Source organism: gamma proteobacterium symbiont of Scutellera amethystina (assembly GCF_059730845.1).
Genome location: NZ_AP035935.1, coordinates 1344497 through 1370177, shown reverse-complemented (window position 1 = coordinate 1370177; position 25681 = coordinate 1344497). Strand labels below are relative to the sequence as shown.

Annotated in this window: 26 protein-coding genes, 1 tRNA gene and 1 pseudogene; 5 read left to right on the top strand and 23 right to left on the bottom strand. The window is 56.3% G+C overall.

The genetic code is table 11. The features are described 5' to 3' along the window. Positions 1 to 14: 14 nt before the first annotated feature. Complete coding sequence (gene prmB / locus AC6I79_RS06250) at positions 15 to 947, bottom strand: 50S ribosomal protein L3 N(5)-glutamine methyltransferase (protein ID WP_104093054.1); 933 nt, start codon at positions 945 to 947, stop codon at positions 15 to 17. A 153-nt stretch (positions 948 to 1100) separates the two neighbouring features. Here prmB and smrB point away from each other — a divergent pair, with 153 nt between their 5' ends. Continuing rightward, positions 1101 to 1649 carry an endonuclease SmrB gene (smrB, locus tag AC6I79_RS06245; protein WP_021509156.1) on the top strand — a complete coding sequence of 183 codons (549 nt, stop codon included), beginning with the start codon at positions 1101 to 1103 and terminating at the stop codon, positions 1647 to 1649. 173 nt (positions 1650 to 1822) lie between these two features. Here the strand turns inward: smrB and sixA are convergent, their stop codons facing one another. The 4 genes from sixA to AC6I79_RS06225 form a co-directional block, all read right to left on the bottom strand. Beyond that, a complete protein-coding gene (gene sixA, locus AC6I79_RS06240; RefSeq protein ID WP_021509155.1) occupies positions 1823 to 2305 on the bottom strand; it encodes a phosphohistidine phosphatase SixA in 483 nt (160 codons plus the stop codon). 195 nt (positions 2306 to 2500) lie between these two features. Then, the gene (gene fadJ, locus AC6I79_RS06235; protein WP_498027630.1) at positions 2501 to 4630 is read right to left on the bottom strand and encodes a fatty acid oxidation complex subunit alpha FadJ; all 2130 of its coding nucleotides are present in this window, start codon (positions 4628 to 4630) and stop codon (positions 2501 to 2503) included. Beyond that, positions 4630 to 5940, bottom strand: a complete 1311-nt coding sequence (gene fadI / locus AC6I79_RS06230; protein ID WP_459746801.1) for an acetyl-CoA C-acyltransferase FadI — start codon at positions 5938 to 5940, stop codon at positions 4630 to 4632. The genes fadJ and fadI overlap by 1 nt, the downstream gene beginning before the upstream one ends. A gap of 168 nt (positions 5941 to 6108) precedes the next feature. Beyond that, positions 6109 to 6405: a YfcZ/YiiS family protein gene (locus AC6I79_RS06225; protein ID WP_498027629.1), complete on the bottom strand. Its 297-nt coding sequence runs from the start codon at positions 6403 to 6405 to the stop codon at positions 6109 to 6111. A gap of 358 nt (positions 6406 to 6763) precedes the next feature. Between AC6I79_RS06225 and fadL the strand changes: the two genes are divergently transcribed. Beyond that, on the top strand, positions 6764 to 8047 hold the full coding sequence (gene fadL, locus AC6I79_RS06220) for a long-chain fatty acid transporter FadL (RefSeq protein ID WP_021509151.1): 1284 nt from the start codon (positions 6764 to 6766) through the stop codon (positions 8045 to 8047). A 71-nt stretch (positions 8048 to 8118) separates the two neighbouring features. On the opposite strand, the gene mlaA is transcribed toward fadL, so the two are convergent. From mlaA to ccmA, 10 genes are read right to left on the bottom strand one after another with little or no spacing between them, the layout of a single operon-like run. Beyond that, positions 8119 to 8886, bottom strand: coding sequence for a phospholipid-binding lipoprotein MlaA (gene mlaA / locus AC6I79_RS06215; RefSeq protein ID WP_021509150.1), 768 nt, complete (start codon positions 8884 to 8886; stop codon positions 8119 to 8121). Between the two features lie 35 nt (positions 8887 to 8921). After that, the gene (gene ccmI, locus AC6I79_RS06210) at positions 8922 to 10133 is read right to left on the bottom strand and encodes a c-type cytochrome biogenesis protein CcmI (RefSeq protein WP_058769878.1); all 1212 of its coding nucleotides are present in this window, start codon (positions 10131 to 10133) and stop codon (positions 8922 to 8924) included. Then, entirely contained in the window at positions 10133 to 10588 is a 456-nt protein-coding gene (locus tag AC6I79_RS06205; RefSeq protein ID WP_498027628.1) for a cytochrome c-type biogenesis protein, read from the bottom strand. Before AC6I79_RS06205 ends, ccmI begins: the two co-directional genes overlap by 1 nt. After that, a complete protein-coding gene (locus AC6I79_RS06200; RefSeq protein ID WP_058782039.1) occupies positions 10585 to 11142 on the bottom strand; it encodes a DsbE family thiol:disulfide interchange protein in 558 nt (185 codons plus the stop codon). The genes AC6I79_RS06205 and AC6I79_RS06200 overlap by 4 nt, the downstream gene beginning before the upstream one ends. Next, positions 11139 to 13097 carry a heme lyase CcmF/NrfE family subunit gene (locus AC6I79_RS06195; RefSeq protein ID WP_058769877.1) on the bottom strand — a complete coding sequence of 653 codons (1959 nt, stop codon included), beginning with the start codon at positions 13095 to 13097 and terminating at the stop codon, positions 11139 to 11141. Before AC6I79_RS06195 ends, AC6I79_RS06200 begins: the two co-directional genes overlap by 4 nt. Next, positions 13094 to 13579 (bottom strand): cytochrome c maturation protein CcmE, encoded by a 486-nt coding sequence (ccmE, locus tag AC6I79_RS06190; RefSeq protein WP_021509145.1) that lies wholly within the window; start codon positions 13577 to 13579, stop codon positions 13094 to 13096. The genes AC6I79_RS06195 and ccmE overlap by 4 nt, the downstream gene beginning before the upstream one ends. Further along, positions 13576 to 13809, bottom strand: coding sequence for a heme exporter protein CcmD (ccmD, locus tag AC6I79_RS06185; RefSeq protein ID WP_058769876.1), 234 nt, complete (start codon positions 13807 to 13809; stop codon positions 13576 to 13578). Before ccmD ends, ccmE begins: the two co-directional genes overlap by 4 nt. Then, positions 13806 to 14546: a heme ABC transporter permease gene (locus AC6I79_RS06180; RefSeq protein WP_058769875.1), complete on the bottom strand. Its 741-nt coding sequence runs from the start codon at positions 14544 to 14546 to the stop codon at positions 13806 to 13808. Before AC6I79_RS06180 ends, ccmD begins: the two co-directional genes overlap by 4 nt. 58 nt (positions 14547 to 14604) lie before the next feature. Further along, the gene (gene ccmB / locus AC6I79_RS06175; protein WP_159378566.1) at positions 14605 to 15264 is read right to left on the bottom strand and encodes a heme exporter protein CcmB; all 660 of its coding nucleotides are present in this window, start codon (positions 15262 to 15264) and stop codon (positions 14605 to 14607) included. After that, positions 15264 to 15878, bottom strand: a complete 615-nt coding sequence (gene ccmA, locus AC6I79_RS06170) for a cytochrome c biogenesis heme-transporting ATPase CcmA (RefSeq protein ID WP_159378567.1) — start codon at positions 15876 to 15878, stop codon at positions 15264 to 15266. The genes ccmB and ccmA overlap by 1 nt, the downstream gene beginning before the upstream one ends. Positions 15879 to 16121: 243 nt before the next feature. On the opposite strand from ccmA, the gene AC6I79_RS06165 reads away from it, so the two are divergent. The 3 genes from AC6I79_RS06165 (at position 16122) to AC6I79_RS06155 (ending at position 18045) form a co-directional block, all read left to right on the top strand. After that, positions 16122 to 17054, top strand: a complete 933-nt coding sequence (locus AC6I79_RS06165; protein WP_159378568.1) for a formate/nitrite transporter family protein — start codon at positions 16122 to 16124, stop codon at positions 17052 to 17054. A gap of 88 nt (positions 17055 to 17142) precedes the next feature. Then, a tRNA-Arg gene (locus tag AC6I79_RS06160) sits at positions 17143 to 17217 on the top strand. Between the two features lie 456 nt (positions 17218 to 17673). Beyond that, positions 17674 to 18045 carry a tyrosine-type recombinase/integrase gene (locus AC6I79_RS06155; protein ID WP_159378653.1) on the top strand — a complete coding sequence of 124 codons (372 nt, stop codon included), beginning with the start codon at positions 17674 to 17676 and terminating at the stop codon, positions 18043 to 18045. 218 nt (positions 18046 to 18263) lie between these two features. On the opposite strand, the gene AC6I79_RS06150 is transcribed toward AC6I79_RS06155, so the two are convergent. From AC6I79_RS06150 to tssF, 8 genes and pseudogenes are all read right to left on the bottom strand, one after another. Further along, on the bottom strand, positions 18264 to 19283 hold the full coding sequence (locus tag AC6I79_RS06150; RefSeq protein WP_498027627.1) for a Shedu immune nuclease family protein: 1020 nt from the start codon (positions 19281 to 19283) through the stop codon (positions 18264 to 18266). A 2-nt stretch (positions 19284 to 19285) separates the two neighbouring features. Next, positions 19286 to 19615 (bottom strand): hypothetical protein, encoded by a 330-nt coding sequence (locus AC6I79_RS06145; RefSeq protein ID WP_159378570.1) that lies wholly within the window; start codon positions 19613 to 19615, stop codon positions 19286 to 19288. Positions 19616 to 19925: 310 nt separating this feature from the next. Beyond that, on the bottom strand, positions 19926 to 21290 hold the full coding sequence (locus AC6I79_RS06140) for a VasL domain-containing protein (protein ID WP_159378571.1): 1365 nt from the start codon (positions 21288 to 21290) through the stop codon (positions 19926 to 19928). A 349-nt stretch (positions 21291 to 21639) separates the two neighbouring features. Further along, positions 21640 to 21813 (bottom strand): annotated as a pseudogene (locus AC6I79_RS06135) (YdcA family protein); the annotation flags it as partial. 52 nt (positions 21814 to 21865) lie between these two features. After that, positions 21866 to 22321 carry a type VI secretion system baseplate subunit TssE gene (gene tssE / locus AC6I79_RS06130; protein WP_058775843.1) on the bottom strand — a complete coding sequence of 152 codons (456 nt, stop codon included), beginning with the start codon at positions 22319 to 22321 and terminating at the stop codon, positions 21866 to 21868. Then, complete coding sequence (gene tssJ / locus AC6I79_RS06125) at positions 22321 to 22866, bottom strand: type VI secretion system lipoprotein TssJ (RefSeq protein WP_159378572.1); 546 nt, start codon at positions 22864 to 22866, stop codon at positions 22321 to 22323. Before tssJ ends, tssE begins: the two co-directional genes overlap by 1 nt. After that, positions 22844 to 23929 (bottom strand): type VI secretion system baseplate subunit TssG, encoded by a 1086-nt coding sequence (gene tssG, locus AC6I79_RS06120; protein ID WP_159378573.1) that lies wholly within the window; start codon positions 23927 to 23929, stop codon positions 22844 to 22846. The genes tssJ and tssG overlap by 23 nt, the downstream gene beginning before the upstream one ends. Then, positions 23893 to 25647, bottom strand: coding sequence for a type VI secretion system baseplate subunit TssF (gene tssF, locus AC6I79_RS06115; protein ID WP_159378574.1), 1755 nt, complete (start codon positions 25645 to 25647; stop codon positions 23893 to 23895). Before tssF ends, tssG begins: the two co-directional genes overlap by 37 nt. Positions 25648 to 25681: the final 34 nt, after the last annotated feature.

Below are 25681 nucleotides of genomic sequence, written 5' to 3'. Positions count from 1 at the left end.
GCTCGCCCCGATTTTTAGTCTTTATAGAATGAGAAGTGCGACTGCGCCGCGACGATTTGGTCGCGCGTCAGCATGAACACGCCGTCACCGCCGTTATCAAACTCCAGCCAGGTAAAAGGCACGTCCGGATACTGCTCCATCATGTGCACCATGCTGTTACCGACTTCGCAAATCAGCACGCCCTGCTCGCTGAGGTAGTCCGGCGCGCAGGCCAGGATGCGGCGCACCAGCTTCAGGCCGTCGCTGCCCGCGGCCAGACCGAGCTCCGGCTCGTGGCGATATTCGTTCGGCAGGTCGTCCATGTCTTCGGCATCGACGTACGGCGGGTTGGTGACGATCAGATCATATTTAACCTGCGGCAGATTGCGGAACAGGTCGGCGCGAATCGGCGTGACGTGATGCAGCAGACCGTGCTCTTCAATATTCTGTTCAGCCACGGCCAGCGCGTCGGTGGAGATATCGACGGCATCCACTTCCGCTTCCGGGAAGGCGTACGCACAGGCGATGGCGATGCAGCCGCTGCCGGTGCACATATCGAGAATGTGGCGTGGCGCTTCGTTGATCAGGCCGGCAAAGCGGTTTTCGATCAGCTCGCCAATCGGTGAACGCGGCACCAGCACGCGCTCATCGACGTAGAATTCATGGCCGCAGAACCAGGCTTTGTTGGTGAGATAGGCCACCGGAATGCGCTCGTTAACGCGACGGATTACGCGTTCCACGATGCGGTGACGTTCGCTGGCGGTCAGACGCGCGTGGCGCATGTCTTCCGGAATATCCAGCGGCAGCCACAGCGTCGGCAGCACCAGTTGGACCGCTTCGTCCCAGGGATTGTCCGTGCCGTGGCCGTACCAGATGCCCGCCGCCGAAAAGCGGCTTACTGCCCAGCGCAGCATATCCTGAATGGTGTGCAGTTCGTTCACTGCCTCATCGACGAAAATCTTGTCCACGTAGCCCTCCGCAGGCCATAAAATCAATCGGCCGATAGTGTGCCATGAAGCCGGGCAGAATTCAGCGCAGCGAGGTGAAAAAGCTGACATTTGTTGACGCTTAGCGGTAAGGTAACGGCCAGACACCCGCCATTTCTGATGATTCACTGAGACATGAGTAAAAAGACGCCGCTAAGCCAGGACGACCAGGCGCTGTTCCGCCAGCTAATGAGCGGTACGCGCCAGCTGAAACAGGATACGATCGTGCACAAACCGGCAGTGAAAAGCCGTGAAGTGCCGCTGAAGCGGCTGCTGTCTGAGCAGGCCGATAACAGCCATTATTTCTCCGACGAGTTTCAGCCCCTGCTCTCCAGCGACGGGCCGACGCGCTACGTGCGCGCCGACGTCAGCCATTACGAGCTGAAAAAATTGCGGCGTGGCGATTACACGCCAGAGATTTTTCTCGATCTGCACGGGTTAACCCAGCTTCAGGCGAAACAGGAACTCGGCGCGCTGATTGCCGCCTGCCGCCGCGAACATATCTTCTGTGCCAGCGTGATGACCGGCCACGGCAAGCACATTCTCAAGCAGCAAACCCCGCTGTGGCTGGCACAGCATCCGCACGTGATGGCGTTTCACCAGGCACCCAAACTGTTTGGCGGCGACGCCGCGCTGCTGGTATTGATTGAAGTCGAAGAGTGGCAACCGCCAGAGTTACCCTGACAGGCCAGGTATTTATTCAGCGGCGGTTCAGGAATATTACGCACATCATTCCCCGAAATAATTCAGGTCGCAGCAAGGCGGCAAGGAAATGAATCCCCAGGAGCTTACATCAGTAAGTGACTGGGGTGAATTGACGCAGCTAACGCAGCTGCGGCCTGAAGTATGACGGGGAATTACATGGCTTTGGCTAATTTGGCCGGACTCACCTGCCACGCCAGCTTGCCTTCACAGGCGTCGGCATCAAACTCCACGCAGGCAATGGCGGAGGTGGCGAACATCGGTGGCGCTTCCTGCGGGCAGAGTTCGGAAACCAGATAGCCGACCAGCGGCAGATGCGAAATCACCAGCACCGCGTGCGCCCCCTGCACTGCCAGCGCCTGTAAATGGCAGGCGACCATGCCCGGATCGCCGCCTGGCGTCAGTTCTGGCAGCACTTCCTGCCCTTCCGGCAGTTTCAGCGCTTCACGTACCGTGGCGAGCGTTTGCCCGGCGCGCAGATAAGGGCTGACCAGCACCTTATCGATTCCCGGCGTCTGACCATTCAGCCAGCTCGCCATCTGACGTGATTCGTCGCAGCCACACAGGGTGAGAGGACGAACCGCATCACTCGCTGCTTCCAGAGCTGCGTCGCCGTGACGCATGATAAAAACTTGCATAAAGCACCGCTGTTGTTTGTCGATATCGCCGGGTACCACAGCACCAGACGCTTCATTCTGCGAATGAACGCTGTGTTTTACCCCAATGGCTTGAGTATAGTCAACCGGTTGTTTATTAAATAAGCATATCTCAGAATGGTGCCGCGCCAGGCACTGTGCGGCCCCGATTCTAACCCGCTGAATCCGTGCGGCTATTCATGAATGTGCAGAAGTGTAAAAATTCGTTTTCCCTTCTGACATTGCCACTAACGCGTCACAGGGCGTAAAACGCTCGCCGTATTGCTGCATTAATGTACGTAATGTATTGACGATCTCGCCCGCACCACGCTGGTCAATATAGCGGAACGGCCCGCCAAGAAACGGCGGGAACCCGATGCCAAACACTGCCGCGATGTCGCCATCGCGGGCACTGCGGATCACCGCTTCGTCGAGACAACGTACCGCCTCGTTGAGCATCAGCATCACACAGCGCGTGGCGATCTGCTGCTCGCTCTGTTTCGCCTGGGGTTTTAACTGCAGCAGGCGGTACAGACTGGCATCGGCCTGACGTTTGCGCGGCCAGCGCGTGCGCTGATAATCATAAAAACCTTTCTGGTTTTTGCGCCCTTTACGATCGTCAGCCAGGATAGCGCTCACCGCCTGCGGCGCGCTGAAGCGTGAACCGTAAGCCTGTTCGAGAATCGGGCTGATTTTGCTGCCGACATCAATACCGACTTCATCCAGCAGCTGCAGCGGGCCGACCGGGAAACCAAATTTCACCAGTGCGCTATCAATGTGTTCAATGGGCTCGCCCTCCAGCAGACAACGCATGGCTTCATTTATATAGGGCGCGAGAATGCGGTTAACATAAAAGCCGGGACGGTCGGCGACCACCACGGCGGTTTTGCCCTGACGACGCGCCAGATCCACCGTGGTGGCCAGCGTCTGTGCTGAAGTGCCGCTATGCGGAATCACCTCGACCAGCGGCATCTTGTCTACCGGACTGAAGAAGTGCAGGCCGATAACATTCTCCGGGCGCTGCGCGCCGGCGGCGATCTGCGCAATCGGCAGCGAGGAGGTGTTAGACGCAAAGATGGTGTGCGGCTGACAGTGTTCTTCAATCTCGGCCACCATTTGCTGCTTCAGCGCCAGATCCTCAAACACCGCTTCGATCACCAGATCGCGCTGGCGGAAGCCCTGATAATCGGTGCCGCCGCTGATGCGCGCCATCTGCTGCTGGCGTTCCGCCGGCTTGAGCTGGCGACGTTTTACCTTTTTGCTCAGCAAATCCCAGCTGTACTGCAGCGCGTGGTTAACGCCGTTAAGGTTGATATCGCGGATTCGCACCGGCAGACCGGCTTTCAGCGCGGTGACGCTGGCAATCCCACCGCCCATCAGCCCGCCGCCCAGCACGCCAATCTGCTGCAGCGGGCGCGGCGGCGCATCCGCCATCGGCTCTTTCTTCAGGGCGGTGGAAGCAAAAAACAGGCTGCGCAGTGCGGCCGACTGCGCGGTCATCGCCAGCTCGCCAAACGCACGCGCTTCCGCGGCGTGACCGGCGGCGCTGCCCTGCTCCAGACCGATGCGCACCACCTGCAAAATACGGTCGGTGGCCGGATAGTTACCGTGGGTTTTACCGTCGGTCTGGCGTTTGGCCAGCGTAAACAGCAGCGGACGCGCCAGCGGCCCCTGCAGCAGGCGATCGCGGCGCGACAGGCTGCGTGTGGCATGCTTTCCTTTATGGACACGTGCCACGGCGGTTGCCAGCAGAATCGCCTGCGGCACCGCATCATCCACCAGGCCAAGCTTCAGCGCCTGCTTAGCGCGCAGCTGTTTGCCGCTGAGGATCAGCGGCAGCGCCTGCTGCACACCAATCAGACGCGGCAACCGCTGGGTGCCGCCGGAACCGGGCAACAGGCCGAGCTGCACCTCTGGCAGGCCGAGACGGGTTTTCTCATCCAGCGAGCAGATGCGCGCATCGCAGGCCAGCGCCAGCTCCAGCCCGCCGCCAAGACAGGCTCCATGAATGGCGGCGACCACCGGGAACGGCAGCGCGGCGATCTCCGCCATTACTTCCTGTCCCTGCCGCGCCAGCGCTTCAGCCTGCTGCGCCGTTTCACAACTGGCGATCATGCTGATGTCCGCACCGGCGACAAAGTTGTCGCGTTTGCCCGAAATCAGCACGAGGCCCGCCAGCTGCGCATCGCTGCGCGCCTCCGCCAGCACCGCGCGGATTTGCGGCACAAACTCCGCTTTCAGGGTGTTCATCTTTTCGCCCGGAACATCAATGGTGATCACCGCAACGTGATCCGGACGCATCTGTAAATGGAATGCAGATTCACTCATTATTCGGCCTCCAGAACCATCGCGCTGCCTAATCCGCCAGCGGCACAGGCGGTCACCAGCCCTAAGCCGCCGCCGCGCCGCCGCAGCTCATGCAGCGTTTGCGTGATCATGCGCGCGCCGGTGGCGGCGAACGGATGACCGTAGGCGATGGAACCGCCCAGCACGTTGAAACGCGTCTCGTCGACTTCGCCCAGCGTGCGATCGCGCTTCAGCACCTCGCGCGCAAAGCGTTCATCGTTAAACAGCCTGAGGTTGGCCAGCGTTTGCGCGGCAAAGGCTTCATGCATGTCGATCAGCGTCAGATCGCCGAGGGTAATGCCGGCGCGATCCAGCGCCAGCGGTGATGCGTAAGCCGGTCCGAGCAGCATGTCCTGCCAGACATCAATCGCGGCAAACGCATAGCTGCGCAGGTAACCGAGCGGTGTAATGCCCAGCTCACGCGCGCGCCCTTCGCGCATCAGAATCAGCGCCGCCGCGCCATCGGTCAGCGGCGTGCTGTTGGCCGCGGTGACCGAGCCGTGGCGACGGTCAAACGCCGGACGCAGCTTTGCATAATCCGCCGCGCTGGCGTTGAAGCGAATATTGTTGTCCTGCTCAATCGGTGCTTTCCACGGCGGCACAAACGCCGGCATCACTTCCTGCGCCAGCACGCCGGATTGCCAGGCCTGTGCGGCACGCTGGTGCGAGCGCAGCGCCAGCGCGTCCTGCTGCTCACGCGTAATACCGTGCGTTTTGGCCATCTGCTCGGCGGTGTCGCCCATGCGTAAACCGGTGGAGTATTCCGCCACGGCCGGCGGCACCGGCAACAGATCGCGTGGGCGCAGGCGGCGTAAGATGTGTAATTTTTTGCTCAGGGTGCGGGCTTTGTTAAGGTCAACCAGCGCGCGCGCCAGCGTTTTGCTGACGCCAATCGGCAGCACCGAGGAGGAGTCGGCACCGCCGGCAATGCCGGCATCGATAGTGCCGGCCATTAGGCTTTCCGCCACGTTGGCCACCGCCTGAAAGCTGGTGGCGCAGGCACGGCTCACGCTGTAGGCATCGGTGTGCACGCTCAGCCCGCTGCTCAGCACGATTTCACGCGCGATGTTGGGGGCTTCCGGCATCTGCACCACCTGGCCGAACACCAGCTGATCGATCACCTCCACCGGCAATTCGCTGCGCGCCATTAATTCGCTGACCACCATGCGCCCCAGCTCCAGCGCCGGAATGCCGTGAAAGTCGCTTGCCTGGCGGGCAAACGGGGTGCGTAATCCGTGGGTAATGGCGATACGTTCGCCCTGACGCGTCAGCAGCGGCTGCGCTTTGCTCATTGCACTCACCTGTAATTTACGACCTGAGCATCATTGCCCAACAGGTCTGACCTGATCATCAGTGTTAACCAGGTGTTGCTAAGTCGCCAATAACAGAAGAAAAAAAGTGCGAGGAGTAACACGAAAAAGAGGCAACGCTGCCGAAAAAGCGGGTCGGCAGCGGCGGGATTAGCGTAAGCCGAGCTGGAAAATCAGGGTTTCGGCCTGGCAGGCAAAGGTGAAATCGACGTCCAGGCGCACGCCGTCTGCTTCGTCGGTAAAGCGCGAATGAATCTCGCACGGATCGGACTCGACCTGGCGCGCTTTGGCGCTCAGCTCGGCCAGCATTGCTTCTGCCGCCTGACGGTCAGCGAACATGCCTGACCAGCTGGCGCTGCAATCGGTATTGTCCATCACGGTGCCCACGTCAACGCAGCAGCAGGCTGCCGTTTCGTTCGCACTACAGTTTCTAATGGCATCAGTCATGTTTTTCTCCTGACGATAAATCAACACTATCGGATCATTTTCTGCTGCAAAGTGTACGCCGGATGCCACGTCGCGGCTATCTTCCGCCCGCTAAGTGACGAATATCACACTAAAATTTGATCCAAAACAAATTTGACTCGCTATGCTAGAGCAGAACCGCAAGGATTTTGTTAAGCAGATCTGATTTTATCGATCAAAGCAGAAATATTTTAAAAACAATATTGCAACAAATACACAGGTCGGACCTATACTCGTCGCACTGGTCTGATATGTGTCTGTATCGTCAGTCCCTACAATCCGCCGTCCTTTGTTACGCGACGTAACTACGTTTAATAATAATTTAGATGAGGTTGTGGTCATGAACCATAAGAACCTGTTTGCAAAGTCAGCTGTGGCAGCTGCAGTGGCGCTCGTCTCTTCTCACGTCTACGCCGCAGGCTTTCAACTTAACGAATTCTCAGCAATCGGCCTGGGCCGCGCCTATTCCGGTGAAGGCGCCATGGGTGATACCGCCGCCTCTGCCAGCCGTAACCCAGCCACTATGGCCCTGATGGACCGCCCTTCTTTCTCCATCGGTGCCGTCTATATCGACCCGGAAGTGGATATCAGCGGTAACAGCCCGACCGGCAACAGCCTCAACGCCAGCAATATTGCGCCAAACCAGTGGATCCCGAACATCCATTATGTGCATCCGATTAATGATCAGTGGTGGATTGGCGCCTCGGCCACCTCGAACTACGGTCTGGCCACCGAATTTAATAACGGCTACACCGCGGGCGGCTTCGGTGGCAAAACCGATCTGATGACCGGCAACTTCAACCTCAGCACCGCTTATCGGTTAAATGATAACTTCAGCTTCGGCGTCGGCTTTGACGCGGTGTACGCCAAAGCGAAAATTGAGCGCTACGCCGGTGAAGCCGGTGCCCGCGCCGGTCTGCCGGCCGATACCCAGGTCGCGCACCTGAAAGGTGACGAATGGGGCTACGGCTGGAACGCCGGTATCCTGTATGAAGTGGATAAAAACAACCGCTTCGGCTTCACCTATCGTTCCAAAGTGAAGATCGACTTCGACGGCGACTATAAGAGCAATATCCCGCGCGCCTTCAACGGCACGCCGCAGGCGATTGCGCTGGGTCTGCCGTATGGCACCAGCGGCGCCACCATTCCGGGTTCGCTGACGCTGAACCTGCCGGAAATGTGGGAAGTGTCCGGCTGGCATAAAGTGGCGCCACAGTGGGCGGTGCACTACAGCCTCGCCTATACCAGCTGGAGCCAGTTCCAGGAGCTGAAAGCCACCGGCAGCAACGGCCAGACGCTGTTCTATAAAGATGAAGGCTACCGTGATGCATATCGCATCGCGTTAGGTACCACTTACAACTACGACGATAACTGGACGTTCCGTACCGGTATCGCGTTTGATGACAGCCCGGTGCCGGCGGATAAACGCTCCATCTCGATTCCGGATCAGGATCGCCTGTGGCTGAGCGCCGGTGCGTCTTACGCCTTCACGCCGGACGCGTCGGTTGATGTCGGGGTTTCCTATATGCACGGTCAGCACGTGACGGTGAAAGAAGGTCCTTATACCTTTAATTCCGAAGGTAAGGCCTGGCTGTACGGCGCTAACTTTAACTACAAATTCTGATAATCAGTGCAGCGGCCCATGCGGGTCGGCAGCTGAAAACAAAACGGCGACCTGTTGGTCGCCGTTGTCATTTATTGAGAGTCGATATCTTTTAAATCGTCCTGAATCGCGCTGGCGTTCGGGTTCTCCTCCGGCTTCAGCTTGCCGCCGCTGGCGAGGAAATCGTTACGCTGGAAATAGGCGTTGCGGATAAAGGCGTACGGATCCTGCTGCTGTCTGAGCAGGCCATCGGAATCAAGCAGCTGCGCGCGCGTTTCCACCCCTTCCAGCGTCCATTTACCAATCGACATCGGCCAGGTAAGCCAGCTCAGCACCGGATAAAGCGTATCGACGTAGTCGCCGCCATCCTGACGCACGGTAAAGCTGCCGTAACCTGGCAGCACCACGTACGGACCGTAGCCAACGCCATAACGGCCCAGCGTGCTGCCAAAGTGGTGCGGCACTTCACGCGCCAGCTGAGGATTGGCTTTGCCGGCGACGTCGATGAAACCGCCAAGGCCGAGCACGGTATTCAGGAAGAAACGGGTAAAGTGAATGCCCGCCTGACGCGGCTCGCCGACCAGAATCGAGTTCACCATGCTGGCCGGTTCATCAAGGTTACCGAGGAAGTTGCTCAGCCCGGTACGGGCCGGCACCGGCACGTAATCACGCCAGGCAACCGCCACCGGGCGCACCACATAGGGATCCAGCACGTTGTAGTTGAAGTTAAACATCGTGCGGTTGAACCCTTCGAGCGGATCGCTGCGCTGCGCAGGCGTCGTCTCGTCGGCCGGTTTGGAACTGGCACATCCCACCAGCAGTAAACTGGCCAGCGCCAGGCCGGTCAGGCGATTATTCATTCTTCTCTCCCTGTGCAGATAAAAGGTGTATCGCTTCAGGGCTGCTGCTGATTGACCTCAACAGCCATCGGCTGGTGACCATCCCAGGGGGTGACCGCGCTTAAACCAAACCAGTCGCCGGACTGCGGATTAGCACTACCATCGCGCGAAATGCGCACCCTGACCTGCACCTGATGCTGCGCCGAAAGCAGGCGGTCCGGCATCATGGCGTTGCTGTCATCCAGCGTAAGCGATAGCGGGAAGTGGCTGAGCGGTAAACGCTTTACAGCCACAGGCACCGGTGAAACACCGTCAGACACAGAAATATACAACACTCCGCCCGGCGGTAACATTTTTTCTGCCTCTGGCGTTAAGCTCACCGTCAATGCCAGCTGGCTATTTTGCTGTCCCGCGTCGGTTTTCGCTTGTTCAATGCTGCGCTCTATCATGGTAATGCGTCGATCGCCGGCCGGCAGCAGCTTCAGCATCACCTGCCATGCGCCAATCGCTTCGCCATACTGCTGCTGCTCAAAGGCATTGAACGCCAGCAGACTGAGGGTGCGCACGTTGCTGTGGTCGCGCTTCAGCAGGTCTTTCAGCAGCATATTGGCCTGGCGGTTATCCTGCGGATCGCTGGAGCGCGTCAGCACTTCGGCATAATCCTGCTGCAGTTCAAGGTTATCCGGCGCCAGCTGCAAAGCGTGCTCAAAGGCCTGGCTGGCATCGGTGGCGTTGTTCAGCACCATGCCGAGGCGGCCCAGCATCGCCCAGTCATTGAGGTTTTGCGGATCGTTTTGCAGCGAGGTGCGCAGGCCGAGCTGCAGACGCGCCAGCTCTTCCATGGTCAGCGGCTGCGCATTGGGATCCATCACCCGGGCGCGCAGCGCCGGGTACTCCTGCTGCACGCTCTGCCAGCCCGCCAGCTGGGCGAGGCCACCGGTTTTCAGATAAACGCCCACCGACACCAGCACCAGGACGATCACGCCCGGCAGCAGTACCCAGCGGCTGCTGTGATGCGCGCGTGCCGCCGCGTCGCCGGGCACGTCGGTCAGCAGCGTTTGCTGCAGTTCACGCACCATCTCCGGACGTTCACTGACCACGCCCTCGGCTTCGTCATGCTCCAGCTCGCGCAGACGCTGCTGATAAAAATCGGTATTGAGACGATCGCGATCGCCGCTGCTGGCCTGACGCTGCCGCCAGCCGGCACCGACAAACAGCGCCGTCGCCGCCGCCAGTAAAATAATCAGGGTAATCCAGAATCCAGTCATTACGGCTTCCCGTCACGCTTCAGAATCGCCGCAAGGCGCTGTTGTTCATCGTCATCCAGCTCGCTGTGCGCGTTGCCGCGTCGGCTGCGCAGAATAATAATCAGCCCGCCAAGCACCACAAACAGCGCCGGCCCAACCCACAGAATCAGCGTCGACGGCGTCACCGGCGGTTCATAAGTGACGAAGTTGCCGTAACGCGCCACCATGTAATCAATGATCTGCTGGCGGCTCTGGCCCTGCTTCATCAGCTCATACACTTTCAGCCGCATGTCGGCGGCAATCATCGCGTTGGAGTCGGCAATACTGTTGTTCTGGCACTTCGGGCAGCGCAGCGATGCGGTGAGCTCGCGATACTGCTCCTCCTGCTGGACAGAATCGAACTGATAAGTATCGATTGCGGCCCACAGGCTGGTGCTCAGCAGCAGACCCGCGATCAACATAAGCAGTTGCTTCATACGCCGGCCTCCCTGCTGTATTTCTGCCACAGCGGCTTCACCTCTTCATTCCACACCCGATCGTTCATGTCGCCGGCGTGGCGGTAACGGATAATGCCGTGGCCATCAATCAGGAAGGTCTCCGGCGCGCCGTAGACGCCGAGATCCAGACCGAGCATGCCGTCGCCGTCGTACAGGCTCAGCGCATATGGATTGCCGAGCGTGTTAAGCCAGGTGACGGCTTTGCTGCGATCGTCTTTGTAGTTGAGGCCAACCACGCGGATGCCCTGCTCCGCCAGCGTGTTGAGATATTGATGTTCGGCGCGGCAGGTCGGGCACCAGGTGGCCCAGACATTCAGCAGCAGCGGTTTACCATCGGTCAGCACCTGCTGGTTATAGATTTTACCCGGCTGATCCAGCGCTTCGAGTTTAAATACCGGCACCGGTTTACCGATCAGCGCCGATTCGAGGCGCGTAGGATCGTCACCGCTGGCGTTGCGCGTCAGCTGCCACAGCAGCGCCGCCGCCAGCAGCAGAAACAGGACTAAAGGAATAAACAGGATCTTTTTATTCATGCCAGTTCCTCGCGCTGCGCTTTTTTGCGCGAGCGGTAGCGCGGATCGAGCAGGCACAGCAGGCCGCCCACCGCCATAAACACGCCGCCGAACCAGATCCAGCGCACAAAGGGTTTGTAATAAATACGCACCGCCCAGGAACCGTCATCCAGCTCTTCGCCCAGCGCCGCGTAGAGATCGCGCGTGAAGCCACCGCTGATCGCCGCTTCCGTCATCATGGTACGCGCTGCGGTATAGAAGCGTTTCTCTGCATGCAGCACCGCTTCTGGCTTACCGTTGCGTGTGACATCAATAATCGCCACGCCGCCGCTGTAGTTAGGGCCCTGCAGATTGTGCACGTCGCGGAAAATAAAGTGATAGTTGTGGATATCCACGCTGTCGCCGGCCTTCATGCGCACGTCACGCTCAACGCTGTATTGGGTGCTAAAGGCAATGCCCACCACCGTCACCGCCACGCCAAGATGGCCCAGCACCATGCCCCAGTGGCTGCGCGACAGATGGCGCAATCCCGCCAGAAAACGATGCCGATGGGTAGCGCGTTCGTGCAGCTCCATCAGCGTCAGCAGGATCACCCAGATGGCCATCAGCAGGCCAATCACCGTCATCGCTTCGATGCGATCCTGCAACAGCCACGGCAGCACGATCGACAGGATCAGCGTCACCAGCAGACCCACACCGAGCCGCTTCCACAGCTTTTGCGGCTCATCGCGGCGCCAGCGCACCAGCGGCCCGATGCCGAGCATCAGTGCGAACGGCGCCATCAGCCAGGTGAACATGGTATTGAAGAACGGCTCGCCAACCGAAATGCTGCCCAGCCCGAGCTGTTTATGCACCAGCGGCAGCAGCGTACCGAGCAGCACCACCAGCATTGCGGCAATCAACAGCACATTGTTCCCCAGCAGGAAGGATTCGCGCGACCAGGCTTCGCTCTGCACGCGGCTGCGCACCTGGCCCCCTTTCAGGGCGTACAGCAGCAGCGAACTGCCGATGACAATCACCAGGAAGGCGAGGATAAACATACCGCGCGCCGGATCCGAGGCGAACGAGTGCACCGACACCAGCACGCCGGAACGCACCAGGAAGGTGCCCAGCAGACTTAATGAGAACGCGGTAATCGCCAGCAGCACCGTCCATGACTTAAAGCTGCCGCGTTTTTCTGTCACCGCCAATGAGTGCATCAGCGCAGTACCGGCCAGCCACGGCATAAAGGACGCGTTTTCGACCGGATCCCAGAACCACCAGCCGCCCCAGCCGAGTTCGTAATACGCCCACGCGGAACCGAGCACGATACCAATAGTCAGAAATACCCATGCCGCGGTGGTCCACGGACGTGACCAGCGCGCCCAGGCGGTATCCAGCCGGCCCGCCATCAGCGACGCAATGGCAAAGGCAAACGCTACCGAGAAGCCAACATAGCCCATATAGAGCAGCGGCGGATGGAAGATCAGCCCGATATCCTGCAGCATCGGGTTGAGGTCGCGCCCATCAATCGGAAAGTTCGGCAGCGTGCGGGTAAACGGATTCGAGGTGAGGATGATGAACAACAGGAAGCCGAGGTTGATCATCCCCATCACCGCCAGCACGCGCGCCAGCGCATCCTGTGGCATGCCGCGGCTGAAAATCGCCACCGCTAATGTCCAGGTGCTGAGCAGCAGCACCCACAGCAGCAGCGATCCTTCATGCGCGCCCCAGGTGGCGGCGATGCGGTAATACACCGGCAGCAGCGAATTGGAGTTGGTGGCAACGTAGCCGACGGTAAAATCGTTGACCACAAACGCGTGCACCAGCACGAGGAACGCGGCGGCGATGCACAGGAACATGCCCCAGGTGAGCGGACGCGCCAGCGCCATCAGTCGGCCATCCTGACGCGCTGCGCCCCACAGCGGATAAATACTCAATAACAGCGCTAAGCCCAGCGCCAGACACAGCAGAAAGCTGCCAATTTCCGGCATCATGATTGCGTACCCGCCTGCTGATAGGCCGCTGCCGGTCCATTATGATTCTTCTTCATTGCGTCCTGAATTTCCGGCGGCGTGTACTTCTCATCGTGCTTCGCCAGCACCTCTTTGGCGTTGACCAGATTCCCGTCCTCCAGCACGCCCTGCGCCACCACGCCCTGCCCTTCACGGAACAGATCCGGCAGAATGCCTTCGTAGCTGACGCTGACCACGCCGTTGGCATCATACAGTTTGAACGACACCGCCAGCGTTTTCGGATCGCGTTTGACGCTACCGGGCATCACCATGCCGCCGACGCGCAGGCGCTGACCGGCCTCCGGCTTCTGGTGATCCTCACCTTTGCCGTAGAGAATTTCACTCGGGGTGTAGAACAGGTCGATGTTGGAACGCAGCGCGTACATCACCAGCGACGTGGCAAGGCCTAAGCCCACCAGCACCGCCACCACCACATACAGGCGGTTACGACGACGGATATTCACACGGACTCTCCTGCTGCTTCACTGGCAGCTTGTTTAGCTTTTGCCGCGCGGATGCGGCGCTCGCGGGACTGACGCTGGCGAATCTCTGCCAGCAGGCGGCGACGGAACAACACGGTGTGCAGCAACAGACCGATCAGCGGAATCAGCGTAAAACACACGGCCAGCCAGACGTAAAAGGCATAACCGCCCATGGCGAAAAACTCGCTCCACGATGAGAAGGCAGGCGTCATGCTTTGCGTCCTCCCTGCGCCACGTCAATCGCCCACGGGCGGTGACGCTCGGTAAACAGAATCAGGTTGCGCAGACGCATCAGGGTGAGTGCACCAAACACCAGCAGATAGCCGAGAATCGACCAGCGCAGCGGCGTGCGCATGCTGGGATCGATCGCCTGTTGCAGAATGCCCGACGAGCCCTGATGCAGCGTGTTCCACCACTGCACGGAGAAGTGAATAATTGGCAGGTTAACCACGCCGACCAGAATCAGGATGCCGGCCGCGCGTCCGGCGGTGCGGCGATCGTCGAAAGAGTGATAGAGCGCAATCACGCCCATATAGAGGAACAGCAGCACCAGTTCAGAAGTCAGACGCGCGTCCCAAATCCACCAGGTGCCCCACATCGGCTTGCCCCACGCCGAGCCGGTTACCAGTGCGATAAAGGTAAACACCGCACCAATCGGCGCCATCGCCGCAGCCGCCAGATCGGCCATTTTCATCTGCCACACCAGACCGATGAAGGCGGCGATGGCCATCGAGGCATAGACGCCCATAGACCACATCGCCGCCGGCACGTGAATGTACATGATGCGGAAGCTGTTGCCCTGCTGATAATCCGCCGGCGCAAAGCCGAATCCCCAAATCCAGCCGAGCAGCAACGCGCCGACACCCAGGATTGCGAACCAGGGAATCAAGCGACCGCATAGCTGGTAAAGCCGCTCAGGCTTTGCCCACTGGTGTAACCATTTCCACATTGACATTGCTCACACTAAACAAGAATTCGGATGGCGGCCTCTCTGCCGGAGGCCCGCCTTAATGCAGACTGATGCGCAGCGCGGCAGCAGTCGCAAACGGCGACAGCGTGGCGCTGACCGCCAGCATGGCGCCGAGAATCGCCAGATAACCGCCGATCGGTAACCCCTGACCGGCTGCGTCAATCGCCGCGCTGGCAAAAATCAGTACCGGTATCGACAACGGCAACACCAGTAAACTCAGCAATACGCCGCCGCGCCGCAGCCCGACGGTCAGGCCGGTGCCAATCGCACCGAGAAAACTCAGGGTTGGCGTGCCGATCAGCAGCGTCAGCGCCATTGCCTGCCAGCCAGCAAAATCCAGCGACAACAGCAGCGCCGCCAGCGGCGAGAGTAAAATCAGCGGCAGTCCGGTAATCAGCCAGTGCGCAATCACTTTGCCCAGCACGGTGATTGGCAGCGGCGTCGGCAGCAACAGCAGCTGCTCCAGCGATCCATCAAGAAAGTCGTCGCGAAACAGCCGCTCCAGCGCCAGCAGCGATGCCAGCAGCGCGGCTACCCAGGCGACGCCAGGCGCGATGCGCGCCAGCTGCTGCGGCTCAGGGCCAATGCCTAACGGGAACAGCGTAATCACGATCAGAAAAAACCACAGCGGATTAACCACTTCCGCGCCGCTGCGAAAGGCAATCTTTAACTCACGCTGAATAACCCGGCCAAGCATCACGCCCACTCCGATGTAAGACGAATTTTGCGCACGCGCGTATGGCTGTCCGGCAGGTCCTGATGGGTCGTCAGAATCACCACGCCACCGTTATCGGCATGATCGGCGAAGCGCGCCATTAATTTTTCCACGCCGTGTTTGTCGATGGCGGTCAGCGGCTCATCCAGAATCCACACCGGAGCCGGGCTGAGCCACAGTCGCGCCAGCGCCACGCGCCGCTGCTGCCCGGCAGAAAGCTGAGCCACCGGCACCTCTTCATAGCCCAGCAGATTGACCTGCTCCAGCGCGTCATACAGCGTGTCTTCGCTGCGATCGCCGTGCCAGAAATGCAGATTCTCCCGCGGCGACAGCACCGATTTCACGCCCGGATGATGGCCGAGATACAGCAGGTTTTGCTGCCATATTTCGCGCTGCCGGCGAATCGACTGCTGCTGCCAGCGTACTTCGCCCTGCTCTGGCCGGCTTAACCCGGCCAGCAGTCGCAACAGTGAAGTTTTGCCTGCGCCGTTAGGCCCTTCGATTTGCACCACATCGCCCGCCTGCACCTGAAAACTCAGTCCGTGGAACAGGGTTCGCTCATCGCGAACGCAGGCGAGATTAATTACTTCGAGCATAGAAGGGAGATTCATAGCAATAAATGAGGCGGGAATAATACCACATTCAAACCAGGGGCCGAAGTCTGTGCGCAAGCTCCCCCTTCCCCCAAATGGGGTATTCATGCGCATCAGATCAAGAAAGCGCTCAAAAAACCACCTTTGCTAATCTATTGTTACTCTTAATTTGAATCTTTGTAACATTTCGCCCTTGCTAAAAGCGTCTACGCTTATTACGCACTGGCATTATCACCGGGAGAAAAAATGAAGCCATCGCCATCAAATAACACGCATGACAATGACGTGGACAGTGAAGAAAAAGAACAAGGCACGGATATTGAAGTGGACGAAGACGCCCTGCCCTCGCGGGCTGCGGCGATCCATGAAGAGATTCGGCAGGATGGGGAAAAGGAGCTGGAGCGCGACGGCATGGCGCTGCTGTGGTCAGCGATTGCCGCCGGCTTATCGATGGGTGCCTCGCTGATGGCGAAAGGCATTTTCCAGGTGCACCTCGCTGGCGTGCCCGGCGCTTATCTGCTGGAGAATCTCGGCTACACCTTTGGTTTTGTCATCGTGATTATGGCGCGCCAGCAGCTGTTTACTGAGAATACCGTCACCGCCGTACTGCCGGTGATGCATAAACCCACCGGCGGCAATTTTATGCTGCTACTGCGGCTGTGGAGCGTGGTGCTGATCGGCAATTTAATTGGTACCGCGCTGGGCGCGCTGGCGTTTAATCATATGCCAATTTTCGATGACGCTACGCGCCAGGCCTTCACCGCCATCAGCGAAAAAGTGATGGAGCACACGCCGGGCGAAATGTTTGCCAACGCAGTGATTTCAGGCTGGATCATCGCCACCATGGTGTGGATGTTTCCTTATGCTGGCGGCGCCAAAATTGTGGTGATCGTGATGATGACCTGGCTGGTGGCGCTGGGCGATCTGGCACACATTGTGGTCGGATCGGTTGAAGTGCTGTATCTGGTATTTGCCGGCACGCTGCCGTGGCAGGAGTTTTTGTGGCCGTTTGCACTGCCCACCCTGCTGGGCAACATCACCGGCGGTACGCTGATTTTTGCCCTGATCAGTCACGCGCAGATCCGTAACGACATGAGCGAAGCGGCCAAAGCCAAAGCGCGAGCTGAACAGAAGCGTAAAGGGAGGCAGGAAAAGCAGAAAGATCAGGAAAAAGCGTGATCGTCACCGCCTGATTGCTGACACTTTGAGCAAACAGGCGGCCTACGGTTAAAATCCCCTGCACGGTGCGCTATACTGCGCGCCGCACGTCTCCTTAGTTAAATGGATATAACGAGCCCCTCCTAAGGGCTAGTTGCAGGTTCGATTCCTGCAGGGGACACCATCTTTTATTTCATATCATCCTGCCGCATCTAAAAAGCCTTGCATTTCAAGAAGATAATCATTTTTCGTTATCATATTTTGCCTGCTAACGTCTAATAGAATCCTTACGCGGATATGTATAGTTTTGCGTAAAACCCGGTTCGTTCTTTTTTCTATTCACATATGTTGCCATCGATACCCAAACCCAGACTACGCGTACTAAAGCTATGCCCCTTCAATAATGGCGCATGCTTATCACTGCTAATAGAACCCAATGATCTAAGGGCTGGCGATTCAGAAATGGCTTATCAAGCGAACAGCCACTTGAATGATTGACCGTCCTGTAAAAAATTGAGGACAGTGTTACGTTAGAGCAAGATCCGCCGCCAATGCGGTGGAGTTTTTAACTTTTCTGGGGTAACGGGCAGAGCTAAATATAATTTTGCGCCCGATATAGCTATCACATTAAACAGGCCCCATCAGAACTACTTTTTTCCTGACACAGACAGAGATTCCAGCTTTCGTTGAAGCGCTTAAAGGGTATCAGGGAAGCTCACTGACTAAATACGCTACACAGTTACTTATGCTTACTGGTGTTCGCAGCGTTGAATTTAGTAAGGTTTCGTGGTGTGAGTTTGATTTGGTTAACGATCTGTGGGAAATCGCGAAATGGCGAATGAATAAGCACAACTCTCATTTGGTATCGCTATCGTCTCAAGTAGTTGAGATTTTCATTAGAATGAAGATAATAGCGGGAGAATACCTACTGATTTTTCCTGGCAGAAATGACGTCAAAAAGCTAATAAGCGATGCCAGAATAAATAAATTGATAAATACTGGCTGGCATTAAGGAGAGATTGATGGGACATAGTTTTCGCTAATGACGAGCAAGTTACTATATAAACATAGATTAGAAAATGCGTGGATTTAAATTCAGCTTGCGCATGTTGATAAAAAACCTATTAGAGAAATTTACAAACATGCACTTTAAATTTAAGAGAATAGATATCTTTCAATGGTATGCAGAGTATAAAATAAATATTAAAATTACGACCTATGATTATTTAATCAAATTAGATCATCTCCCAAAACACTACCAATTGCACTTTCAATTATCTCAGCACTTTTAACTATAAACTTAGCGCGCTCGAGTAGTTCATCATAGCATATAATATCTATACTTTTAAGATTTCTACGATAAAGCTCAAAGGTTTTCTTTTTTATTTCTTTTTCGCGTTCACTTCCATCTATTGAATCTAACGAACCGATTATTAATATGCATTCAGCATCATATGTTTTTTCATAGATACGCTCTCCATCTGAATTGTAGTTTTCTCTTTGACTTTCAATTTCCCAGTTAGCTTTTTGAGCAAGTATTTGGCTGACTGCGTCTGTTAACTCACTTGAAAGCCGCCATGAATCAGCCCTATTTTTCCTGTTGACAAAAAGACTTGTTTCGGGAGTCTTTAGTTCAACAATTTTAGTGAAGCGAGAATCAGACACAAGGAAATCAGTTATTACATTATTCGAACCATTAAGATCAGTATGTGATATATGGGCCTCACGCTGAATAATTTTGAGATACTTATATCTAAGCCCATAACCAAATAACCACTCATTCTTTTCAAAAAAAGCCTGCCAGTGCGGCTCATTATAATGAGCCGCATTATCAAGCATGGTTTGATATTTTTTCAAGCTATCCTTTCTACCCAAGATAGTATTGATGTCGTCATTTGTAAGGCGATTAGTGATTACATTTTGGAGAGCTAAAACCAATGAGGCATTATCAGCATGTTCAAGCAGCCTCATAATTTGCTCATGATTTTCTCCTACCTCAACGAAACGCCCCGTAGCCGTGGAACTTATATCACGAATTAAGCTATATTTAGACAAGTGCTGATAGAGAGCTTTTAAATGACTGATTTCTAATTGGCAAGTAAACTTAGGCGCTCCAGTATTTGTGCAATGAGCAAATATATGAGACTTTAATTCTGACGCATCCTTTGACTCTTGGTCGAGTCCAGAAATATTTAACTTTAATTCATTTACTCCGTCACTACCAATGATAAAAGAATGATCGATGCTCATACTTACACCTTTGCAATCACATTAGCATAGCCAGCCCATGATGGATTATACGCATGGTGAATTTCGAAAGAAGGGGAATCGCCTAAAATTTTAACATTTGAAATTTCAAGAATATCAAACATTCTAAACTCATTGTATCCTTTATCAGAATCTGTAACTCCAGCAGTCTGAACTAAGTGGACTTTGGTGGATTCTGTTCCATCTTTTTTTCTCATTATAAAAACCGCATGCGTATTTCCTATTCTTTCACCAATCACTTTACCTTCTTTGTTATATTCAAAAGAGATTGGCTTATGTTGTTGAATGGCTTGCTGTAATAGTTTTAATGACATAACATTTTCCTTATGTATTGAAATTAACAATAAATAAACAGCTATCATTTATTTGAGCAGCGGATTTCCAGATAGAAGCGTTGTTTCACACTCAATACAACAATTAGCTGAAATTTTGTCAAGCTTTTTCCATATTGGCACGCAATAATTTGACTCCTGAAAACGGTGCTACATCGTCCCCTCCAGTTTTCTTTTTAAGAAATTATTTCAGTTTCACTTTTCTTCAAAGCACTATCTCCACCAGTGACAGTAGCGGTTTCACGGCGCAGGTTGCAGGTCAAGAAGTCGCTACGCGGCTCATACGCTTAGCTTATTCACCCGATCGCTCTGCCACCCCAATGCTGTTTTTCATCTGCCACAAGGTGTAAATCTGCGATCGCAGGTGTTGTTCGAGCTGACGGATAAGCTGCTGCCGCTGGGGGGCACTGGCTGGTAGCGAGTGGATTTGCCGCAATTGTTCCTCAATGGGCTCAGCCTGCTGAAAACGGGTCATCATGCCAAATACCGAGGACTTCAGCTCACTCACCGTGATGTATTTGCCTTTTTGCTCATCCAGTCCATTCAGCCGCTCGCTTAACTGTGCCAGCTTCATCATTCCCTGATGCCAGGCCGCAAGGTTTTGCGCTGGCAACGTGCTGGCCTCAAGCTGATGCTGCCACCGAGCTGATAACGAACCCGCCTGTTCCGGCCACAGCACCTGCGCCTGCTCCACCAGCTGCTGGCCATACGCAATATTCCAGTCGGGCGCGAGTTGTTCCAGACGAGATAACTGCTGCTGCGTGTCGGCGATCAAGGCTGATGGTAAGGACGTTTGCTGCCGCAGCACATCCCGCTGCTGTGACGTGAGTGTGGCGGGCACAGGAGCCAGCGATGCCACCAGCTGAGCCTGCAGTGGATCGGGCCGGTGAAGATATTGCCAGCCACCCACCGCGGCCATGCTGATTAGCAGCATGGTAAACATCCCGGCACTGAAAAATTGCCACTTATTACGACGGGCCAGCGCCGCTGTCTGCACCTTTATCTTCGGCTGATGTTGCTGCTGCGCGACATAAACCCATCTGGCGCTATGCGGAGTTTTCGTTTCATGCGGGTGTGCGGATATCGCCCCGTTATCTAGCGTGGTACCGGGCAAGATGTCGCTGGTCGTATCGTCACGGCTTTCCAGCCTGGCGGCACTGTTGTGCATCAGAGCACGCAATGTATCAAGCTGGCTAAGATGTTTAAGCTCCAGCCGCTGTAACACGGTCCCCAGCCGGGTAAGCAATTGTTCAGCACGATAAAGCTGACTCAGATCGTCATAATTCAGGGAAAGGGTGCGCATCTGCTGCTGCACGCGCTGGCTCAGGCTGGTGAGAATGTCCATGCGCGCGTGGATCGGTTGCGGCCACAGCGCCCCCCACTGGTGGCTCACTAGCGCTTCCAGTAGCGCCAGACCTTCATTCAACCCGACCAGGCCGGCCAGCTGCAGGCGGGCAAGCGTGTACCAGGCCGCGGTCTGCAACTCCACTCCATTTTGTTCGAACAGAGAAAGGCAGCGTTGTTCAACATAAAGCCAGTCTATATCTGGCCGTGCCGGATGGGTCAATTTGCTCAGCTCTTCACGCAGAGCCGCATAATCCGGCAGCTTACGCGGGTCGCTACCGGTTTTAATCCGACGGGCAGGCATGTCATTCATGACTTATTGTCCCTGTGAGGTATGTACAGCGTGGGAGGATAATTACTTATGCAGTCTGTTTTTTTGCCTGTTCTGAGCGAGGAACGATGCAAATATTTCTTTACCGCCCCCCTCTTTCCCGCCTTAATTAATATTGATTACCGGTGCAAATAGGTAAATTCGTATAGCCGGATTGGCTGGCCATATAAAGCGGAGCGCAAGTCGGTTTTCGTGGTTGCAAATCGTTTTGATCCTGAGGCTGAGCCACCGGCTGTGGCTGTTTCTTTGATGTAACGATCTTTTTGGTCTGCGTTTTGCCGCTGCTGAGCGGTGATTTTACCTGCTGCGTGTTATCTGACGAATCATACCTGGAGCAAAATTTCTTTGACTGACTCAGACTTCCGTCATTACAAACAAAACGACCATCTGAGGTACAGTGTGCAATACCACCCTTTGCACCAGAACAGGGTTTTCTGCCTCTGGCCGCCTCTGCCTGCAGAGTCACTAATAAGCTAAAAACCAACAGCGGTATCAATTTTTTCATATTCAAATCCATGTGTTATTTTATTATTCAGCCTCGTTCGTAATAATGCCGCTTAGATTTGCGCTTTACCATCAAGATATTGCTGCTGCCTGAGATGCCGCAACAGAACGCGCCCCTCGGGCATAAATTCAGTGCCGTACCGCACCAGACCGAGTCCCTTCAGTTCCGCATCAATCGCGTAGCGCAATTCGCCGGGCTGCGCCTGCTCCAGCAGCACCACTCTGATGCTTTTCAGGCGCGGCTCATACCTGAGCAGAACAGCAGACAGGGTGCCAATCAGCTCATGGGCAGTACCCGGCATGCCCTGCAGGATTTTGGTCATATCGGGCAGACCATAGTCCGGCAGATGCGCCAGCGTGCCGGCGCGGCAGTTGAGGATGCGCTGCATGTTATCGAGCACGGACAAAATCACCTGATTCTGTTCGCTGACCTGATGCAGGTCGAGGCCGCCGGTGAAGTTGCCGGTGAGCATTTCATACAGCGAAGGTGTGTTATGTCCCTGGGGCATCAGTCGTCCTTGAGCGGTTGTAGCGTCAAATGGTTGTTACCGGCTTCCAGAATGCGCGGCTTATCCGGGTCAAGGTCTTCACGCCCTATCACCAGCTTCCAGGTGTTGTTAACTCTATCCGGATGGCGGAACAGTCCTGCCACGGCGACAAACTGCGCATCTTCTTCCATTGGCATATCGAGGTTCGCCTCACCGCCAGGTTTTACCACCACATCCCGGGTCGCCAGCAGATCGGCTTTCAGGATGGTGTCGCCATCCCTGAGGAGCTGCTGATAGACCGTTTTGTCGAAGGTTTTACGGTCTTTCAGCTGCCAGACCCGAATAACCACCGGCTCAGACAGCGAATTACTTTCACGGGAATCGGTGTTCAGCGCCTCACGGGCGGTGAAATCCAGGTGCAGCACCTTAATCTTTTTGTAAAACACGGCGTTAAATGCCGATTTGGTGCCATCGGTGATACCCTGCGTCACCCCACACCCCGTCAGGCTGAACGCCAGTAGCGCAGGTAGCCAGCATGCGGATTTAATCAAACTTGTACGTAACACGTCGGTTTCCTTGTTGTGATGATGCAGGCTCCAGCCCGGCGTAATAACCCAGTTCCGTGGTAAAGGTCTGCGGAAAATCCTCCGGGAGATATTCGTCTTGCGCGCCCAGAACGCCATTCATCCCCAGCCAGAATGGGCCTTCGCCGAGCGGCGGCGCAACCAGCAGGCGGGTTCGGGTGGTCAGAGTGATTTTTGCTTTAAAGCGCCAGCCGAGATACACCCGCAGCATCACCAGAAAGTCCTGATACAGCAGGCCGTCCGGTTTCCAGCCCTGTGATTCCTGCTCGTTATCGGTGAACAGAGCAATCAGCAACTGGCTGTTGGCATCCATCGCCTCTTCGCCCAGCGGTGTGTTGCCATCCAGCAGAAAATCGTCATCGCCGTAAAAGCCCAGCGGCTGGCTGACTGCCACTGGTCGCAGGCAATACGGGCTCACCTGCACCGTCGTGTCGGGTGCCAGCAGGCTCACCAGGGCCTGCATCCCCTCCTGGGTTTTACCTGGCTGCTGCAGCACACCCAGCAGCGCCAGAAATCGGGACACCGGGGTGGCGATGTGCTCTGCGGTGCCCGGTATCCCAAGTCCCACCAGACCCAGCAGTGACTGCGAGATAGTATCAGTACCGCCGGGCTCAAATGTGGCCGGGTAGGAGTATTTACGCCAGATACGGTAAAACTGCGTCAGGATACGGTGGCTGAAGATATCCAGAAAACCCTGCAGCGCTTCGTGACCTTCGCGACGCTGAGTGATGTCATCGAGATAGGCGGTCGGCAAGGGGGAATCAACCCCGTACATCCCCATAAAGGTCGTGCGGATGAGCGGTGGCTTGCTGTCATCCTCCTCGTCATATTCGACAGCCTTTATTTCGCTGGCCGGAAATCCCATCCCCGGATGTGGCGCAAACCGCACCGGGTCATCCGCCGGGTGGCTGGTCGAACCCATCAGCGGCCTGCCAGGATTACGCTTCTCCAGCAGCTGGCATAAGCGGTAAAAGTTGATGCGGTGAAGGTCGGCTTCCAGCCGCGGGGTCAGCCGGGAATGCGGCGGTTGTGCTTCTCTTCCCATTCCAGGCGCTCTCCAGTCGGTTGCAGGATGATAATCAGGCGGTTGAACAGATAGATATCGGTATACAGCGCAAAGAAGCGGCTCAGCATCTCGCCGAACAGACAGATGTCGCCGCGCCCGGCAAAGCCGTGACTGTCCAGCGTCACCTCAATCTGCACACCGCGTACCAGATAGCCCTGCTCGAAACGCTCGGTTTCGCGGTGCTTAACGTCAATGATGGCTTCCAGCCGACGGCGGTTCATCTCACTGTCGGTCCATTCGTACAGCGCCAGCGTCCCGCGTAGCACGTCGGCATTGTCCATCGTCGACAGGAATCCGCTGCCGAGATGGCTCAGCACGCGCCAGTGGAAACGGTCCTGCGCCGGTGGATAACAGGGTAGTGTCGGCGCACATAGGTTACGCACGGCGATACTGGCTGAGGTGGTTTTCATCACCGTATCAAGCACCGTGCTCTGCAGAGCTCGTCGTGGCAGCTGGCCGTTGGTGCCAGTGAGCGTCAGCGACAGGCTCTCGTCTTCCGGCACCGTGTGGTTATCAAACGCTTCACCGCCGAGGATAAGCCAGGTGTTATGCAGACCGGACGGACCGCGACGTACGCGCGTGTGGTAGTAATATTCGGGGGCCTGATGGCGCATCATGCCGCCTTTATGGCGAAAGCTCGAAAACGGCACATAGCTATGCTGGCTGGATGACATCACCGAATCCACCGCATAAATCTCGGTATGACCATCCTGCACGCGCATCGGGCGCAGCATGTATTCGGTCTGCAGGGAGTTGAGCGTCAGCGGGTCAGATTCCAGCGGGAACAGATTAATCACCGGCACACAGTTCAGGCGCAGATGCTTTTCGGTAAAGCTGAAGTCATGTTCCCAGCGCTCCGCCAGCACCACGTCGATTTCAAACCAGGGGAGTTCAGCCGGAAAGACCACGGTCTCCAGCCCACGCAGGCCCGTGAACATGAATTTCTCGCGGAAGGTGAAATACTCCAGCAACAGCTGATAGCCGCTGAAGCTGCTGCTGCCCTTCGGCCACAGGTCGTCGTTATCGCCAAAGCCCAGCGCGGTGAAATACCCGTCGAGCGGTCTTCTGTCGATGTCACCCGGCAGGCGCAGCCACAGGCGGGCGACATTCATGGTGAAGGCTTCATGCATGGCACAGGCCAGCGGCGCGTCGGCGTTGAAATACAGCGCAATACAGCTCAGGTCGATGCGCGTCCAGTCAGCGAGGTCACTGCAGTGAAAACGCAGAGTAATAACCGAACGCCCGTCAGGGTCAGTCGACAGACGGACATGTTCCAGCGACAACGGCTGAAGCGTCATCTCTCTGGTGGTGGTATACCGGCAGCGCGTGCCCTTCTCGCCGATCGGCCGCGAGTTCACCTCAAAACCTTTGACGATGCGCATCGGCTCTTTCATCTCGCGCCAGTCAGGGGTGAATTCCACCACCGACATGGACGGAATGGTACGCAGGTAATGTGGCCACAGCAGGCTGACCAGCCCTTCGGTTAATTCGGGCAAGTCATCATCGAGCTTCTCGCGCAGCCGGCCCATCAGGAAGGCAAAGCCCTCAAACAGCCGCTCCACGTACGGGTCGCGCGCTCCCGCTTTCTCGAGATTGAGCATTGCCGCCTGCTCGGGGTGAGCACGCGCAAACTCTTCACCTGCTTCCAGCAGGTAGCGCATTTCAGCGTCGTAATAACGCAGGGTTAAATCATCCATAAAAACCTGAATATGTGTGTTTGAAAGGTATGCC

Excerpts from the sequence above, each read along its gene's own strand:
- ccmA (WP_159378567.1), bottom strand. The coding sequence starts at position 15,878 with ATGCTCGAAGTAATTAATCTCGCCTGCGTTCGCGATGAGCGAACCCTG.
- fadL (WP_021509151.1), top strand. The coding sequence starts at position 6,764 with ATGAACCATAAGAACCTGTTTGCAAAGTCAGCTGTGGCAGCTGCAGTG.
- tssF (WP_159378574.1), bottom strand. The coding sequence starts at position 25,647 with ATGGATGATTTAACCCTGCGTTATTACGACGCTGAAATGCGCTACCTG.
- tssE (WP_058775843.1), bottom strand. The coding sequence starts at position 22,321 with ATGCCCCAGGGACATAACACACCTTCGCTGTATGAAATGCTCACCGGC.
- AC6I79_RS06195 (WP_058769877.1), bottom strand. The coding sequence starts at position 13,097 with ATGATGCCGGAAATTGGCAGCTTTCTGCTGTGTCTGGCGCTGGGCTTA.
- sixA (WP_021509155.1), bottom strand. The coding sequence starts at position 2,305 with ATGCAAGTTTTTATCATGCGTCACGGCGACGCAGCTCTGGAAGCAGCG.
- fadI (WP_459746801.1), bottom strand. The coding sequence starts at position 5,940 with ATGAGCAAAGCGCAGCCGCTGCTGACGCGTCAGGGCGAACGTATCGCC.
- AC6I79_RS06165 (WP_159378568.1), top strand. The coding sequence starts at position 16,122 with ATGAAGCCATCGCCATCAAATAACACGCATGACAATGACGTGGACAGT.
- ccmI (WP_058769878.1), bottom strand. The coding sequence starts at position 10,133 with ATGACTGGATTCTGGATTACCCTGATTATTTTACTGGCGGCGGCGACG.
- tssG (WP_159378573.1), bottom strand. The coding sequence starts at position 23,929 with ATGGGAAGAGAAGCACAACCGCCGCATTCCCGGCTGACCCCGCGGCTG.
- AC6I79_RS06180 (WP_058769875.1), bottom strand. The coding sequence starts at position 14,546 with ATGTGGAAATGGTTACACCAGTGGGCAAAGCCTGAGCGGCTTTACCAG.
- AC6I79_RS06200 (WP_058782039.1), bottom strand. The coding sequence starts at position 11,142 with ATGAATAAAAAGATCCTGTTTATTCCTTTAGTCCTGTTTCTGCTGCTG.
- ccmB (WP_159378566.1), bottom strand. The coding sequence starts at position 15,264 with ATGCTTGGCCGGGTTATTCAGCGTGAGTTAAAGATTGCCTTTCGCAGC.
- fadJ (WP_498027630.1), bottom strand. The coding sequence starts at position 4,630 with ATGAGTGAATCTGCATTCCATTTACAGATGCGTCCGGATCACGTTGCG.
- mlaA (WP_021509150.1), bottom strand. The coding sequence starts at position 8,886 with ATGAATAATCGCCTGACCGGCCTGGCGCTGGCCAGTTTACTGCTGGTG.
- smrB (WP_021509156.1), top strand. The coding sequence starts at position 1,101 with ATGAGTAAAAAGACGCCGCTAAGCCAGGACGACCAGGCGCTGTTCCGC.
- AC6I79_RS06225 (WP_498027629.1), bottom strand. The coding sequence starts at position 6,405 with ATGACTGATGCCATTAGAAACTGTAGTGCGAACGAAACGGCAGCCTGC.
- AC6I79_RS06145 (WP_159378570.1), bottom strand. The coding sequence starts at position 19,615 with ATGTCATTAAAACTATTACAGCAAGCCATTCAACAACATAAGCCAATC.
- AC6I79_RS06140 (WP_159378571.1), bottom strand. The coding sequence starts at position 21,290 with ATGAATGACATGCCTGCCCGTCGGATTAAAACCGGTAGCGACCCGCGT.
- ccmD (WP_058769876.1), bottom strand. The coding sequence starts at position 13,809 with ATGACGCCTGCCTTCTCATCGTGGAGCGAGTTTTTCGCCATGGGCGGT.
- AC6I79_RS06205 (WP_498027628.1), bottom strand. The coding sequence starts at position 10,588 with ATGAAGCAACTGCTTATGTTGATCGCGGGTCTGCTGCTGAGCACCAGC.
- AC6I79_RS06150 (WP_498027627.1), bottom strand. The coding sequence starts at position 19,283 with ATGAGCATCGATCATTCTTTTATCATTGGTAGTGACGGAGTAAATGAA.